Source organism: Cellulosimicrobium sp. SH8 (assembly GCF_025818875.1).
Classification (GTDB): domain Bacteria; phylum Actinomycetota; class Actinomycetes; order Actinomycetales; family Cellulomonadaceae; genus Cellulosimicrobium; species Cellulosimicrobium cellulans_D.
Map to the genome: position 1 here is coordinate 379861 of NZ_JAMXMH010000002.1, position 14440 is coordinate 394300.

General features: G+C 73.5%; 12 protein-coding genes. 5 read left to right on the forward strand and 7 right to left on the reverse strand.

Annotated features, from left to right (window positions below):
* Nucleotides 1-51 precede the first annotated feature (51 nt).
* Nucleotides 52-825, reverse strand: a complete 774-nt coding sequence (locus NF338_RS04400) for a YwiC-like family protein (protein WP_264029660.1) — start codon at nt 823-825, stop codon at nt 52-54.
* Nucleotides 826-1083: 258 nt separating this feature from the next.
* Here NF338_RS04400 and nrdD point away from each other — a divergent pair, with 258 nt between their 5' ends.
* Together nrdD and nrdG are read left to right on the forward strand one after the other, a co-directional pair.
* Nucleotides 1084-3339 (forward strand): anaerobic ribonucleoside-triphosphate reductase, encoded by a 2256-nt coding sequence (gene nrdD, locus NF338_RS04405; RefSeq protein ID WP_264029661.1) that lies wholly within the window; start codon nt 1084-1086, stop codon nt 3337-3339.
* Between the two features lie 8 nt (nt 3340-3347).
* Nucleotides 3348-3941 (forward strand): anaerobic ribonucleoside-triphosphate reductase activating protein, encoded by a 594-nt coding sequence (nrdG, locus tag NF338_RS04410; RefSeq protein WP_264029662.1) that lies wholly within the window; start codon nt 3348-3350, stop codon nt 3939-3941.
* A gap of 97 nt (nt 3942-4038) precedes the next feature.
* Here the strand turns inward: nrdG and NF338_RS04415 are convergent, their stop codons facing one another.
* The 3 genes from NF338_RS04415 to NF338_RS04425 form a co-directional block, all read right to left on the reverse strand.
* Entirely contained in the window at nt 4039-5163 is a 1125-nt protein-coding gene (locus NF338_RS04415) for a cytochrome P450 (protein WP_264029663.1), read from the reverse strand.
* 215 nt (nt 5164-5378) lie between these two features.
* The gene (locus NF338_RS04420) at nt 5379-6239 is read right to left on the reverse strand and encodes an ABC transporter permease (protein WP_264029664.1); all 861 of its coding nucleotides are present in this window, start codon (nt 6237-6239) and stop codon (nt 5379-5381) included.
* The gene (locus NF338_RS04425; protein WP_264029665.1) at nt 6236-7258 is read right to left on the reverse strand and encodes an ABC transporter ATP-binding protein; all 1023 of its coding nucleotides are present in this window, start codon (nt 7256-7258) and stop codon (nt 6236-6238) included. The genes NF338_RS04420 and NF338_RS04425 overlap by 4 nt, the downstream gene beginning before the upstream one ends.
* A 132-nt stretch (nt 7259-7390) precedes the next feature.
* Between NF338_RS04425 and NF338_RS04430 the strand changes: the two genes are divergently transcribed.
* Together NF338_RS04430 and pgm are read left to right on the forward strand one after the other, a co-directional pair.
* Nucleotides 7391-8320 carry a TetR/AcrR family transcriptional regulator gene (locus NF338_RS04430; protein ID WP_264029666.1) on the forward strand — a complete coding sequence of 310 codons (930 nt, stop codon included), beginning with the start codon at nt 7391-7393 and terminating at the stop codon, nt 8318-8320.
* Between the two features lie 60 nt (nt 8321-8380).
* A complete protein-coding gene (pgm, locus tag NF338_RS04435; protein WP_264029667.1) occupies nt 8381-10075 on the forward strand; it encodes a phosphoglucomutase (alpha-D-glucose-1,6-bisphosphate-dependent) in 1695 nt (564 codons plus the stop codon).
* Between the two features lie 116 nt (nt 10076-10191).
* On the opposite strand, the gene NF338_RS04440 is transcribed toward pgm, so the two are convergent.
* Nucleotides 10192-11052 carry a 2Fe-2S iron-sulfur cluster-binding protein gene (locus NF338_RS04440; protein ID WP_264029668.1) on the reverse strand — a complete coding sequence of 287 codons (861 nt, stop codon included), beginning with the start codon at nt 11050-11052 and terminating at the stop codon, nt 10192-10194.
* Nucleotides 11049-12938, reverse strand: a complete 1890-nt coding sequence (locus tag NF338_RS04445; protein WP_264029669.1) for an FAD-binding protein — start codon at nt 12936-12938, stop codon at nt 11049-11051. Before NF338_RS04445 ends, NF338_RS04440 begins: the two co-directional genes overlap by 4 nt.
* A 237-nt stretch (nt 12939-13175) precedes the next feature.
* Here NF338_RS04445 and NF338_RS04450 point away from each other — a divergent pair, with 237 nt between their 5' ends.
* The gene (locus NF338_RS04450; RefSeq protein ID WP_264029670.1) at nt 13176-13904 is read left to right on the forward strand and encodes a hypothetical protein; all 729 of its coding nucleotides are present in this window, start codon (nt 13176-13178) and stop codon (nt 13902-13904) included.
* A 74-nt stretch (nt 13905-13978) separates the two neighbouring features.
* On the opposite strand, the gene NF338_RS04455 is transcribed toward NF338_RS04450, so the two are convergent.
* Nucleotides 13979-14284 carry a GNAT family N-acetyltransferase gene (locus tag NF338_RS04455; RefSeq protein ID WP_264029671.1) on the reverse strand — a complete coding sequence of 102 codons (306 nt, stop codon included), beginning with the start codon at nt 14282-14284 and terminating at the stop codon, nt 13979-13981.
* Between the last annotated feature and the right edge of the window lie 156 nt (nt 14285-14440).

Below are 14440 nucleotides of genomic sequence, written 5' to 3' on the forward strand. Positions count from 1 at the left end.
CGTTCGGCAGCACGGGGTGCCGATCCGCGCGTGGCGTGCGGAACCGCGGCGCTACCGCACGACGAGCGCGAGGACGAGCACCAGCACGGTCGCGACGATCTCCCCGATCCCGACGGCCTTCGGGCTCAGGGGCCGGCCCGGCAGCACGGCCGCGCGCACCGTCGCCGCGGCGAGGAACGCCGTCGCCCACCACCAGGTGGGGTCGTGCACGACGGCGAGCACCCCTGCCGCGACGGTGACCGCCGCGTGGTACGCGACCGAGGCGACGACGTACGACCGCACGCCGCGCTCGCGGATCATCGTCTTGACGTAGAGCACCGTGCCGAAGAGGTAGGCGAGCAGGAGCGTCGCGACGAGCCAGACCTCCGCGGGGACCGCCAGCACGGGGGCACCCGGGGGCCGGCACGCGGCGTACGCGACGACCGTCATGAGCGAGGCCGCGACGGTCATCGCGCCGCCCGCGGCGACGGACCGCTCAGTGCGGTGGGCCGAGGCCCACAGCCCGAGCGCGAGGAACGGGAGGAACACGGGTGCCCAGAGCGCGAGCGCCGGGTCGAGCACGAGCACGACCATCCCGAGCGCCGCGGCGGTCGCGCCGTACGTGAGCATCGGGCGGCGGTAACGTTCCCGGCGCCTGGACTTCAGCCAGAGCCCGGCGGCGAAGTAGGCGAGGTAGCCGACGAGCCACAGCGCAGCGAGCGCGACGGTCACCGGCCGGAAGCCGGCGTCCTGGATCCCCCGGACCGTCCCCACGACGAACGGCAGGAGCAGCATCGGCCACGCGCCGTGCTGGTTCGGCACCCAGCCGGGGGGACGTCGGGACACGACCCGAGGCTAGCGTCGCGACGCGCGGTCCCAGCCGCGAGAAATCCCCGTCGCGCCGGGCCTCAGAGCCCGGTCCGACAGGACCAAGGTCCCGACCTGTCCCGCGGTCGCCGCCACGCCGGGGATCCGCGTCGCACGCGCTCGTCGGACTAGATATGGTGGCGCAGCCGTGATCCAGACCCCACATGTTGGGGTGCGGTCCGTCTCGCAACCCCTGCGGGACGGAGACGAGAACTCGGTGGGCAGAGGGGACGAGCGATGACCACCATCGAGCTCGACCAAGCAGCACCGCGCAGCACCACCGCCACGCTGGAGGTCCTCAAGCGCGACGGCCGGCGGCGGCCGTTCGACGACGGTCGCATCCGCGCCGCCGTGACGAAGGCCTTCGCGGAGGTGCACGGCGACCTCACGGCCGCGCACCGGAGCCGCGTCGACGAGGTCGTGGACCGCGTCGACGCGGAGATCGCCGCGCGGTTCGTCGGGGCGGTCAAGATCTACGAGATCCAGGGCGTCGTCGAGCACGTGCTGCTCGGGTCGCACGAATATGACGTGGCCCGCGCCTACATCGACTACCGCGTGCAGCGGGACTTCGCGCGCAGCCGGGCGACGGACCTCAACCACTCGATCGTGCGGCTGCTGGACAAGGACTCCACGGTCGTCAACGAGAACGCGAACAAGGACAGCGAGGTCTTCAACACGCAGCGCGACCTCACGGCGGGCACCGTCGGCAAGGCGATCGGGCTGCGGATGCTGCCCCCGCACGTCGCGAACGCGCACCAGAAGGGCGACCTGCACTACCACGACCTCGACTACCACCCCTACGCGCCCATGACGAACTGCTGCCTCATCGACTTCCGGTCGATGCTGTCGAGCGGGTTCCGCATCGGGAACGCGCAGGTGGAGCCGCCCCGCTCGATCCAGACCGCGACCGCGCAGATCAGCCAGATCATCGCGAACGTCTCCTCCAGCCAGTACGGCGGGTGCTCGGTCAACCGCATCGACGAGCTCCTCGCCCCGTACGCCGAGCGGAACCTTGCCAAGCACCTCGCCGACGCGCGCCGCTGGATCGCCGACGAGACCGCGCACGAGGAGTACGCGCGCGAGAAGACGCGCAAGGACATCTACGACGCGATGCAGTCGCTGGAGTACGAGATCAACACCCTGTTCACGTCGAACGGGCAGACGCCGTTCACGTCGGTCGGGTTCGGGCTCGGCACGGGCTGGCTGGAGCGCGAGATCCAGCGCGCGATCCTCCAGATCCGCCTCCGTGGGCTCGGCAGCGAGGGCCGCACGGCGATCTTCCCCAAGCTCATCTTCACGCTGCGCCGGGGCGTGAACCTCGATCCGGACGACCCCAACCACGACCTCAAGCAGCTCGCGGTCGAGTGCGCGACGAAGCGCATGTACCCGGACGTGCTGTCGTACGACAAGATCGTCGAGCTCACGGGGTCGTTCAAGGTGCCGATGGGGTGCCGGTCGTTCCTCCAGGGCTGGCAGGACGAGGACGGCCAGGACGTCTCCGAGGGGCGCATGAACCTGGGCGTCGTGACGCTCAACCTGCCGCGCATCGCGCTCGAGGCGGACGGCGACCTCGACACGTTCTGGCGCCTGCTGGACGAGCGCCTGGAGACAGTGCACGACGCGCTCGTCTTCCGGATCGAGCGCTGCAAGGAGGCGACGCCGGGCAACGCGCCGATCCTCTACGTCCACGGGGCGTTCGGGGAGCGCCTCGCACCGGACGACGACGTCGACCGGCTCTTCCGCGACGGCCGCGCCACGGTCTCGCTCGGGTACATCGGGCTCTACGAGGTGGCCGCCGCGTTCTACGGCGGCGCGTGGGAGCACGACCCGGAGGCCAAGGAGCTCACGCTCGACGTGCTGCGCACCCTGCACGCCCACGCCGCGGGCTGGACGGCGCGGACCGGGTACCGCATCAGCGTCTACGCGACGCCGAGCGAGAGCCTCACCGACCGGTTCTGCCGCCTCGACCGCGAGCGGTTCGGCGCGGTGCCGGACATCACGGACAAGGACTACTACACGAACAGCTTCCACTACGACGTCCGCAAGAACCCGACGCCGTTCGAGAAGCTCGACTTCGAGCAGGAGTACGCGCGGTACACGTCCGGCGGGTTCATCCACTACTGCGAGTACCCCGTGCTCCAGCAGAACCCGAAGGCGCTGGAGGCGGTCTGGGACTACGCCTACGACCGCGTGGGCTACCTCGGCACCAACACGCCCATCGACCGCTGCTACGCGTGCGGGTTCACGGGCGACTTCGACCCGACCGCGCGCGGGTTCGCGTGCCCGTCGTGCGGCAACGCCGACCCGCGCACGTGCGACGTCGTCAAGCGCACGTGCGGGTACCTCGGCAACCCGCAGCAGCGCCCCATGGTGCACGGCCGCCACGCGGAGATCTCCGCGCGGGTCAAGCACCTGGCAGGACCGACGACGTCCCCCACGGACGACGGCGCACCGACCGCCCCGGGCCGGGCTGCGCCGTCGGGCACGGCGTAGGAGGGACGGTGGCACGCACCCCGGACCCCGGCTGGCGCTCGGACCGCGTCAGCCGGGGGTACGTCGCGGACTACAAGCCGTTCGTCATGGTCGACGGCGAGGGGGTGCGCTGCTCGCTGTACGTGAGCGGCTGCCTGTTCGCGTGCGAGGGCTGCTTCAACGAGGCGGCGTGGAGCTTCCGCTACGGACGCCCCTACGACGACGCGCTGGAGGCGCGGGTCCTCGCCGACCTCGCGCACCCCGCCGTGCAGGGCCTGTCCCTGCTCGGCGGGGAGCCGTTCCTCAACACGGAGGTGTGCCTGCGGCTCGTGCGCCGGCTGCGCGCGGAGCACGGCGACCGCAAGGACGTGTGGTGCTGGACGGGCTACACCTTCGAGGAGCTGCGCACCGGCTCCCCCGACAAGCGCGCGCTGCTCGCCGAGGTCGACGTGCTGGTCGACGGCCGGTTCGAGCTCGCGCGCCGCGACCTCACCCTCGCGTTCCGTGGGAGCACCAACCAGCGCGTCCTCGACGCACGGGCGTCACTCGCGACGGGCGGCGCCGTCCCGTGGTCGCGCGTGCCCGACGCAGGGCGCGTCGCGGGTGCGGACCTCGCGTCGTAACGGCGGTCGAGACGGGAGAAGCGGCCCCTCCGGCCGGTGTCGGAGGGGCCACTTCTCCCGTCACGTCGGGGTTCGGGCGCCGTCGGGGCTCCGAGAGTCAGGGGGCGGCGACGACGCGCACCGGGACGGTGCGGAAGCCCGCGACGGGCGTGGTCTCGCGCTCGGCCGGCCGCGCGTCGTCGTGCACGACCGTGCCCGCGTGCAGGAGGCGGCGGACGAGGACGCGCAGCTCGAGCGTCGCGAGCGGGCGGCCCGGGCACACGTGCGGTCCCGTCCCGTAGACGAGGTTGCGGTCGGCGCGGCCCTGCGGGTCGTACGCGCCGGGGTCGTCGAACGCCTCCGGGTCGCGGTTGGCCTCGCGCCAGTCGAGCACCACCTGCTCACCCGCCGCGACGGGGCACCCGGCCACGACGGTGTCGCGCGTCGCGACGCGCCGGTTGGAGACGAACGGGTCGTCGATCCGCAGGATCTCGTCGACCGCCGCGTCGAGCGCGGGGTCCGGGGCGTCGCGCAGGTGGTGCTGGTGCTCGGGGTGCTCGGCCAGCCAGTGCACGACGACGCCCGCGCACAGGGCGAGCGAGGACAGGTCTCCCCCGGTCCAGTTCCGCAGGATCGAGACGAGCTCCTCGTCCGTCCAGGCCGGGCGGCCGTCGTCGTGCTGGGCGAGCAGCCGGGCGGTGACGTCGGGACCGGTCGCGGGGTGGCGCTCCGGGCCGGTCGGTGCCGGCCCGCCCGTCGCGCCCGCGCGGCGGGCGTCGAGCAGGCCGCGGACGATGCGGTCGAAGCGCGCGGCGACGCGGCCCGTCCAGGCGCGGTCGCCCGAGCGGGTCGCGGCGCGGTTCTCCGCGACCCAGTCGAGCAGCTCGGGCTCGAGGTCGGCGGGCCAGCCGAGCCATGCCGACTGGGCGCGCACGGCGTACCGCGCTCCCAGCTCGACGGCGTCGAACGCGCCGCCCGCGACGTCGTCGACCAGACCGGCGGCGAGGTCGTCGAGCACCGGGGCGAGCCACGCGAGCTCGTCCGGGGCGAAGAAGGGGTCGAGGAGCCGGCGCGCCCGCGCGTGCTCGGCGCCGTCGAGCCCGTTGGGCACCTGCAGGTGGGCCGACGCCGCGCTGGAGAAGAGCACGGGGTCCTGCGCCGCCGCGACGACCTCGGCGTGCCGCCGCACGACGACCCTCCCCGCCCGGTCCCGCGTCCCCTGCGCCGTCTCGGTCTCGCTCACCCTCGACCCTCCCGTCGCCTCGCCGCCCGGGTCACCGAGCCTCTGCGAGCGTACGACCGCCCCCGGCGCGCTCCGGGACGAACGCTGTCGAAACGGGCCCGACGTCCGCCCGACCCGGGACGAACGTCCCGCCCGCGCTGTGGGCATGAATTGAGCCCGGTTCTGCGGCGAGAACCGGGCCCAATTCATGCCCACAGCGGGGCCGGGGGTTCGGGTCAGACGGTCTTGCGGGTGCGGCGGATGCCGACCCACAGGCCGACGACGCACGTCACCGCCGCGGCGACGAAGCCCCACAGCACGTCGGGGTCCGCGAACCTCCCGGCGAGCAGCGCGCGCTCGGCGTCGACGATGTACGTCAGCGGGTTGAACAGCGCCGCCGTCCGCATCCACGCCGGGCCGGCCTCGAGCGGCAGCATCATCCCGGACAGGATGAGGAGCGGGAACAGCAGCGACTGCTGCACGCCCCAGAACAGCCACTCGCGGTTCTTCGCGGCGAGCGCGAGCGCGATGGACAGCGCGCCCACGCCGATGCCGAACAGGCCGAGCAGCAGCAGCCCGACGAGCAGGTGCAGCGGGTAGAGCGTGAACCCGAACGGGACGCAGACCAGCGCGATGAGCAGGCCCTGCACGACGAGCGGCGCGAACTCCTTGAGCGAGCGGCCCACGAGGATCGCGGACCGGTCGAGCGGGGTCGCGAGGACGCGCTCGTAGGAGCCGGTCATCATCTCGTAGAGCAGGTTCGACCCGCTCATCGACGTGCCGAAGAGCGAGATCATGACGATCACGCCGGGCACGAACCACTGCAGCGTCTCCGCGGTCGACCCGCCGCCGCCGGGCGCGCCGCCCCCGAACCCGCCGACCGCGCCCGTGAGCAGCGGGCCGAACAGCCCGAGGAAGATCAGCGGCTGCAGCAACGAGAAGATCAGCGTGAACGGGTCGCGCAGGACGAGCAGGATCTCGCGCGTGAAGACCGCCCAGGTGTCGGCGAGGAACTTCGCGACCCCGGTCCGCAGGAACGCGTCGGTGCCCGGCGTCGTCCGGCTGGCCGGGGACGAGAGGTCGGTGCGCGTGCTCATGCGGCCTCCTCTCGCAGGCTGCGGCCGGTGAGGTTGAGGAACACGTCGTCGAGGCTCGCCTGCTTGAGCTCGGCCGAGCGCACGGCCAGGCCGCCGACGCGCAAGGCCTCGATGGCCTCGGGCAGCCGGTCGGCGCCGTGGGTCGTCGAGATCCGGACGGACACGACCCCGTCGGCGCCGCTCGTGGTCTCGACCTGCCCCACGTCCTCGGCGAGCGACGCGCGGACGCGGCCGACGACGTCGGGCACCGCGCCCGACCCCTCGCCCGGGGCTCCGCCCGAGACGCTGCCACCGCCCGCCGCGGGGACCACCGCGAGCGTGATGACGTCGTCGGCGTGGCTGTGCTTGAGCGCGTCCGGCGTGGCGTCCGCGATGATCTCGCCGTGGTCGATGACGACGACGCGCTCGGCCATGCTGTCGGCCTCGTCGAGGTAGTGCGTGGTGAGGACGATCGTCATGCCGTACCGCTCGCGCATCGCGGCGATGTGCTCCCACAGGTTGGCGCGGGCGTGGGGGTCGAGGCCCGTCGTCGGCTCGTCGAGGAACAGCAGCGGCGGGTGGTTCATGAGCCCGAGCGCCACGTCGAGCCGCCGCCGCTGGCCGCCGGAGAGCGACTGCACGGTGCGCTTCTCGAGGCCGCCGAGGTCGAGCGCGGCGAGCAGGTCGGTGGCGCGCCGCGCGTACTCGGCAGGCGGGAGGCCGTAGAAGCGGCCCTGGTTGTGCAGCTCGTCGAGCACGCGGTAGGAGTACCCGCCCCCGTTGCCCTGGCCGATGAAACCGATGCGGGAGCGGACCCGGGCCGGGTCGCGGGAGACGTCGTAGCCGGCGACCTCCGCGGTCCCGGCGGTCGGTTCGAGAAGGCTCGTCAGCATCCTCAGGGTCGTGGACTTGCCGGCCCCGTTGGGGCCGAGGAAGGCGACGAGCTCGCCCTCCCGGACGTCGACGTCGATGCCCTTCACGGCCTCGACGGTCTCTTTCTTGCGGTGGAAGGTCTTGGTCAGGCCACGGGCTCGGATCACCGGAGCCACCCTTTCGTACGCCGTACCGAAATTGACGATCCACGTTAGCATACGGTGTACGGGAAGAGGCAAGCCTTTGATCTGCCAGGCTTGTCCGGGCCGGACGCGACCGACGTCGGGGAGGATACGCACGTGACGACCGACCGCATCGACGAGCGCGACGGCGACCTCGCGCCGTCGGGCACCCCGCAGCCCTCGCCCGCGACCCCGGAGCCGGAGGAGCCCGAGCGACCGCGCGGCGTCGTCGCGGCCGCGGACGCCGGCGTCGCCTCCGCCGTGCAGGCCGCGGAGCACGCCCGGGCCCAGTTCACCGAGGTCGTCCGGACGCCGGAGATCACGCGCCGCCTCGCGCTCCTGTGGGACCCGCCGGCCCCCGCGACGCGCGGTCGCAAGCCGCGCCTCACGCTCGACGACGTCGTGCGGGCCGGGACCGCCGTCGCGCAGGAGGGTGGGCTCGACGCCCTGTCCATGCGCCGCGTCGCGACCGAGCTGGGCGTCGGCGCGATGTCGCTGTACACGTACGTCCCAGGGCGTACCGAGCTCGTCGACCTCATGATCGACCGCGCGTACGCCGAGCTCGACCTGCCCGCGGCGGGCGCTCCATGGCGGCCCGCGCTCGCGCAGTACGCGCACGAGCTGTGGAACCTCTACCTGCGCCACCCGTGGATCCTCCAGACCAACATGTGGCGCGCCCCGCTCGCGCCCCACGTGCTCGACGCCCAGGAGGCGGGGCTGCGCACCATCGTCGACACCGGGCTCTCCGAGCTCCAGGTCGTCGACACGCTCGGCCTCGTCGACAACTACGTGCAGGGCCTCGCGCGCGCGACGGTCGCCGAGCGGACCGAGCGCGACGCGACCGGCGTCGGCAACGACGAGTACTGGACGACGCTCGGCAGCTTCTGGGAGGACTGGTTCGACGTCGAGCGCTACCCCGTCATGACGCGCGTCTACGTCGCGGGCGGGTTCGACGCCCCGCAGGGCCCGTTCGACGCGAGCCTCGACCGCCTGCTCGACGCCGTCGAGATGGCGATCGACCGCGCGAACTCCGGACCTGCCGGGTAGAACCCGACCGGACGGCGGTACCGGCTGACGCGCAGACGTCACCCCTGGCAGGATCGACCCATGGATCCCCGCGCCGGCACGCCCGCCCAGCCCAGCGACCTCATCGACGTCGACGCCGTGGTCGGCGCCTACTACGACCTCGTCCCCGACGTGGACGACCCGGCGCAGAAGGTCGTGTTCGGCACGTCGGGCCACCGCGGGTCGAGCCTCGACCACGCGTTCAACGAGGCGCACATCGTCGCCATCACCGCGGCGATCGTCGAGTACCGGCGCTCGCAGGGCACCGACGGCCCGCTGTTCATCGGCCGCGACACGCACGCCCTGTCGCTGCCCGCGTGGCAGACCGCGCTCGAGGTGCTCGTCGCCGCGGGCGTGCAGACGTACGTCGACGCGCGCGACTCGTTCACCCCGACGCCCGCCGTCTCGCAGTCGATCCTCCTGCACAACGAGGCGACGACGGTCGACGGCGTCCGCACGACGGGCCCCGGCCTCGCGGACGGGATCGTCGTGACGCCGTCGCACAACCCCCCGCGCGACGGCGGCTTCAAGTACAACCCGCCGCACGGCGGTCCCGCCGGGTCCGAGGCGACCGGCTGGATCGCGGACCGCGCCAACGAGATCCTCCGCGACGGCGTCGCGAGCGTGCGCCGCGTGCCGCTCACCCAGGCGCTCACCTCCGAGCACGTGCACAAGCACGACTTCCTCACCACGTACGTCGACGACCTCGTGAACGTCCTCGACCTCGAGGCGATCCGCGAGTCGGGCGTGCGCATCGGCGCCGACCCGCTGGGCGGCGCGTCGGTCGAGTACTGGGGCGAGATCGGCGAGCGGTACGGGCTCGACCTCACGGTCGTCAACCCGCAGGTCGACCCGCGGTGGGCGTTCATGACGCTCGACTGGGACGGCAAGATCCGCATGGACTGCTCGTCGCCGTACGCCATGGCGTCGCTCGTCGCGGGGATGACGGGAGACTCCGGCGACGCCGAGGGCGGTGCGCCGTTCGACGTCGCGACCGGGAACGACGCCGACTCCGACCGCCACGGGATCGTCACGCCCGACGCCGGGCTCATGAACCCCAACCACTACCTCGCCGTCGCGATCCAGTACCTCTACGGGGGCGCGCGGGAGGGGTGGCGCGACGACGCGGCGATCGGCAAGACGCTCGTGTCGTCCGCGCTCATCGACCGGGTCGCGGGCGGGCTCGGGCGGCGCCTCGTCGAGGTCCCGGTCGGGTTCAAGTGGTTCGTGCCCGGCCTGCTCGACGGGACCGTCGGGTTCGGTGGCGAGGAGTCCGCCGGGGCGTCGTTCCTGCGCAAGGACGGCCGCGTCTGGTCGACCGACAAGGACGGCCTGCTCCTCGCACTGCTCGCGTCCGAGATCATCGCGACGACCGGCCGCACGCCGTCCGAGCACCACCGCGACCTCGTCGAGCGCTACGGCGAGTCCTGGTACGCGCGCGTCGACGCGCCCGCCACGCTCGAGGAGAAGGCGACGCTCGGCAAGCTCTCGCCCGAGCAGGTCACCGCGACCGAGCTCGCGGGCGAGCCGATCACCGCGAAGCTCACCAACGCGCCCGGCAACGACGCCCCGATCGGCGGGCTCAAGGTCACGACGGAGAACGCGTGGTTCGCGGCCCGGCCGTCGGGCACGGAGAACGTCTACAAGATCTACGCCGAGTCGTTCGTCTCCGCGGAGCACCTGACCCAGGTCCAGGCCGAGGCCAAGGACGTCGTCTCCGCCGCCCTCGGGAGCTGACGACCCCGCCGAGGTAGAGGCGTGGTCACGACCACGCCTCTACCTCGCGGGACCAGGGCTCTACCTCGCGGGACCAGGGCTCTACCTCGCGGGACTGGGGCTCTACCTCGCGAGCGCTACGTCGTGCGACGGCGCTCGCGCGCGTCCCACGTGTCCGTCGCGACGCGCTGCGCGTCGCGGAGCGCGCGGGCCGGGTCGACGCCCTTGGGGCAGACCTGGGTGCACGCGCCGACCTGGATGCACGGCCAGGCCCCGAACTCGGTGTCGAGGACGTCGGCGCGGTCGAGCTCGCCCGCGTCGCGCGAGTCCTCGTCCCAGCGGCGCGCCGTCGCGACGACGGCCGGGCCGAGGAAGTCCGGCGCGACGTCGAGCTGCGGGCACGCGGCGTAGCAGAGCATGCAGTCGATGCACTCGGCGAAGCCTTTGAACGCGGCGAGCTCGCCCGGCGTCTGCCGGTGGCCCGACGCCGGTCCGTGCGCCCGCAGCGCGTCGTCCCCGTCCGCTGTCGGCAGGTCCGCGGCGTCCTCGTCGCCCGGCCCGGCCACGGGCGCGGGCGCGTCGACGAGCGGGAGGCGCGTGGCGCCGTCGGGCACGAGCCAGGGCTGCACGGCGGCGAGCTTGCCGAGGAACGTGTCGGTGTCGACGACGAGGTCGCGCAGCACCTCGGCGTGCGCGAGCGGCTCGACGACCAGGCCGGACGTGCGGTAGCCGCGCACGAACGTCTCGCACCCGAGCACCGGGCGCCCGTTGACCATGACGCCGCAGCTCCCGCAGACGGCCATCTTGCACGACCACCGGAACGTCAGCGTGGGGTCGGCGTGGTCCTTGACCCATTGCAGCGCGTCGAGCACGGAGGTGCGGTCGTCGTAGGGGACGTCGAACACGTCCCGCCGCCCGGTGTCCGCCGCGTCGGGCGACGTTCGCGCGACCTCCAGCCGCACGGTCCGGCCGGCCTCGCTCGGTCCGAGGTCGCTCATGCGTCCTCACTCCTCCCCGTCGAGAACGACTCTGCTGTCGTGATCGAGCCCTTTCCGACGCCAACCTCGTGCTCGGCGGGGGCCCCGGCGCCCACCGGGACGTGCGCCACCTCGATCATGCCGCCCGCATCCAGCCAGACCTCCGAGTGGTGCGGCACGTCGTCGGCGCCCGGGAAGTCGAGGCGCTGGTGCGCGCCGCGGGACTCCTCGCGCGCGAGCGCGGCGGTGACGGTCGCGTGGGCGACGAGCAGGGTCGCGCCGAGCTCGACGGTCGTCGCCCAGTCGGTGTTGAGCACGGCGCTCGTGTCCGCGACGCGCACGTCGGCGTACCGCGCGCGCAGGTCCTCCACCGCCGCGAGCGCCCGCCGCAGCCCGTCGGCGTCGCGGTAGATCCCGGCGTCGGCGTCGAGCACGCGCCCGAGCTCGGCCCGGATCGTGGCGGGCGGCTCGGTGCCGCTGCCGCGCATCGCGAGGTAGCCGTCCGCGATCTCGGCGGCGCGGTCGACGACCGCGCCCTCCGCCGAGGCGGGACCGACGCCGGCCCCCGCGCCCGCCGCGCCGCCGTCGGCCCCGGGGTGCCCGGCCGTGCGCGCCCACGCGAGCGCGGCCTCGCCCGCCGCGCGCCCGACGACGAGGGTCTCGACGAGCGAGTTGGACCCGAGCCGGTTGGCGCCGTGCAGGCCGGTGGACGCGCACTCCCCCGCGGCGAACAGCCCGGCGACGCCCGTCGCGCCGCGCGCGTCGGTGCGGATGCCGCCCATCGTGTAGTGCGCCGTCGGGCGGACGGGCACGGGCTCGGCGGCCGGGTCGACGCCCGCGAACTGCTTCGCGAGGCTCGACACGAGCGGCAGCCGTTCCGCCAGCCGTTCCTTGCCGAGGTGCCGCAGGTCGAGGAGCACGACGCCGCCGTCGGGCGTGGGGATCGTGCGCCCGTCGCGGTCGGAGTGCCAGAACGCCTGGGACAGCCGGTCGCGCGGCCCCAGCTCCATGGTGCGCGGCACGGGCGACCCGACGGGCGTCTCCGGACCCAGGCCGTAGTCGGCGAGGTAGCGGCGCCCCTCGGCGTCGAGCAGCACGCCACCCTCGCCGCGGGCGGCCTCCGTGAGCAGGATGCCGCTGCCCGGCAGGCCGGTCGGGTGGAACTGGAGGAACTCCATGTCCCGCAGCGGCACGCCCGCGCGCAGCGCCATCGCGGTCCCGTCGCCCGTGCAGATGCCCGCGTTCGTGCTGGTCCCCCACGCGCGCGCCGAGCCGCCCGTCGCGAGGACCACCGCGGGCGCCTCGATCAGCAGCGGCTCGCCGCGGTGCTGGTCGTGCACGACGACGCCGCGCACCCGTGCGTCCGGCCCGCCCGGGTCGTCGACCAGCAGGTCGAGCACGTGGTGCTCGTCGTACCGGCGGACGGGGCCGTCCGGGCCCGAGTACCGCAGCGACGTCTGGAACAGCGTGTGGAGCAGGTGGAAGCCGGTCTTGTCCGCGGCGAACCAGGTGCGCGCGCGGCTCATGCCCCCGAACCGGCGGACGGCCACGTCGCCGTCGTCCGTGCGCGACCACGGCAGGCCCCAGCGCTCCAGGCGGTACAGCTCGCCCGCCGCGCGCTCGACGACGAACCGGACCGCGTCGTCCTCGCACAGCCCCGCACCCCCCGCGAGGGTGTCGGCGACGTGCTGCTCCAGCGAGTCGTCGTCGCCCACGACGCCTGCGGCCCCGCCCTCCGCGGCGACGGTGTGCGACCGCATCGGGTACACCTTCGAGACGAGCGCGACGACGGGCGCGCGGCGGTCGTCCCGGGCCGCGGCCTCCGCGACCGCGAGCGCCGCACTGAGACCTGCGCCACCGCCGCCCACGACGACGACGTCGGCGCGCTCGACGCGCAGGGCGGTCACACGCACCCCCACGGCGCGGGCGTCGCAGGGCGAACGCGCAGGTCCGCGCACGCGGGAGTGGTCTGGGCGAGAGAGTGCCGAGGCATAGGGGAAGGGTCCTCGCGCTCCCGCCGGGGCGCAACAGGCGAAGGTCCCGGACGTCGACGCCGTCTCATGGGCACCGCTCCCCATCGAACCGGGCGCTGGTCTGTGGGTAAGGTCCGTCCGGCACCTCTCCCCGAACACCCGGAGCTCACCATGCGTCCCGTCCGTTCCGCCGCACGCCTGACCGTCGCCGCCGCGCTCGCGCTCGGTCTCACCGCGTGCACCATCAACGTCGGCGGCGGCTCGTCCGAGACGCCGACGCCGGAGGAGACGTCCACCGAGGAGACCGCGCCGGTCGACGACGCGGAGGAGGTCGACGACACCGCGGCTGAGGAGACCGGCGCGAGCGGCGAGCTGCCCGACTGGGCGAACCCCGTCACGAACCCGGGCGAGCAGATCTCGACCTTCACCATCGGCGACGTCCGCGTCGACGTCTACCAGGTGGGCGTCACGCAGGCGACGAAGGACGGCCTGTTCGTCGACCCGGAGAACAACCTGCCGATCATCGCCGAGGGCGACGACATCGTCTTCGTCAACTACGTCATCACGAACGAGGGCGCGCCGATCGACCTCGGCTCCAGCCTCGTGAGCATCGACGAGCGCTACGACGACTGGCCCTACATGCAGGGCATGGACACCATCGTCGACGACTCGCTGTACGAGGCGCAGGGCGTGAACGACGACGGCATGGCGCCGGGCGCGTACCGCGAGCCGACGGTCTACACGTTCGGCACCGGCCAGTCCTACTCCTACGCGACGAACTTCCGCTACCAGTCGGGCTCGCCCATCACGTTCGACGGCACGATCGTCCCGGTCGACGCCGAGGGCGAGCTGCTGCACGACGAGCGCATGGAGGGCGAGGGCACGGGCACCATCTCCTGATCCCTCGCGAACCCTCGCGGTTCGCTCACGCGCGCGAGCGCCCTGGTCCCTCGGGACCGGGGCGCTCCGTCGTCTCACCGACGGGTGAGGTCCTCGTACTCGGGGTGGCGCTGGATGTAGGCGCGGATGAACGGGCACAGCGGCACGACGCGCTCCCCGGACGCGCGGACCTGGTCGAGCGCGCCGACGGCGAGCGCGGAACCGACGCCCTGGCCCTCGAACGCGGGGTCGACCTCGGTGTGGGTGAAGATCACCGTCCCGGGCTCGCGGACGTACGCGGCGAACCCGGCGACGACGCCGTCGTCGGTGCGGGCCTCGAAGCGGTCGCCCTCGTCGGTGACGGAGACGGTCGTGGTGCGCGGTGCGGGGCTGTCGGTCATGGCGCCCATCGTCGCCGCCGGACGGCCGTCGGACAACCGGCGGGAGACGGTGGTCACGTCTCGCCCCGGGACGCGAATTCGCTACCGGGTGGGCGGCTTCCGGGTGCGACACTGGGACGGTGGTCCAGGATTCCCCGTCGCGCGCTGACGACCCCG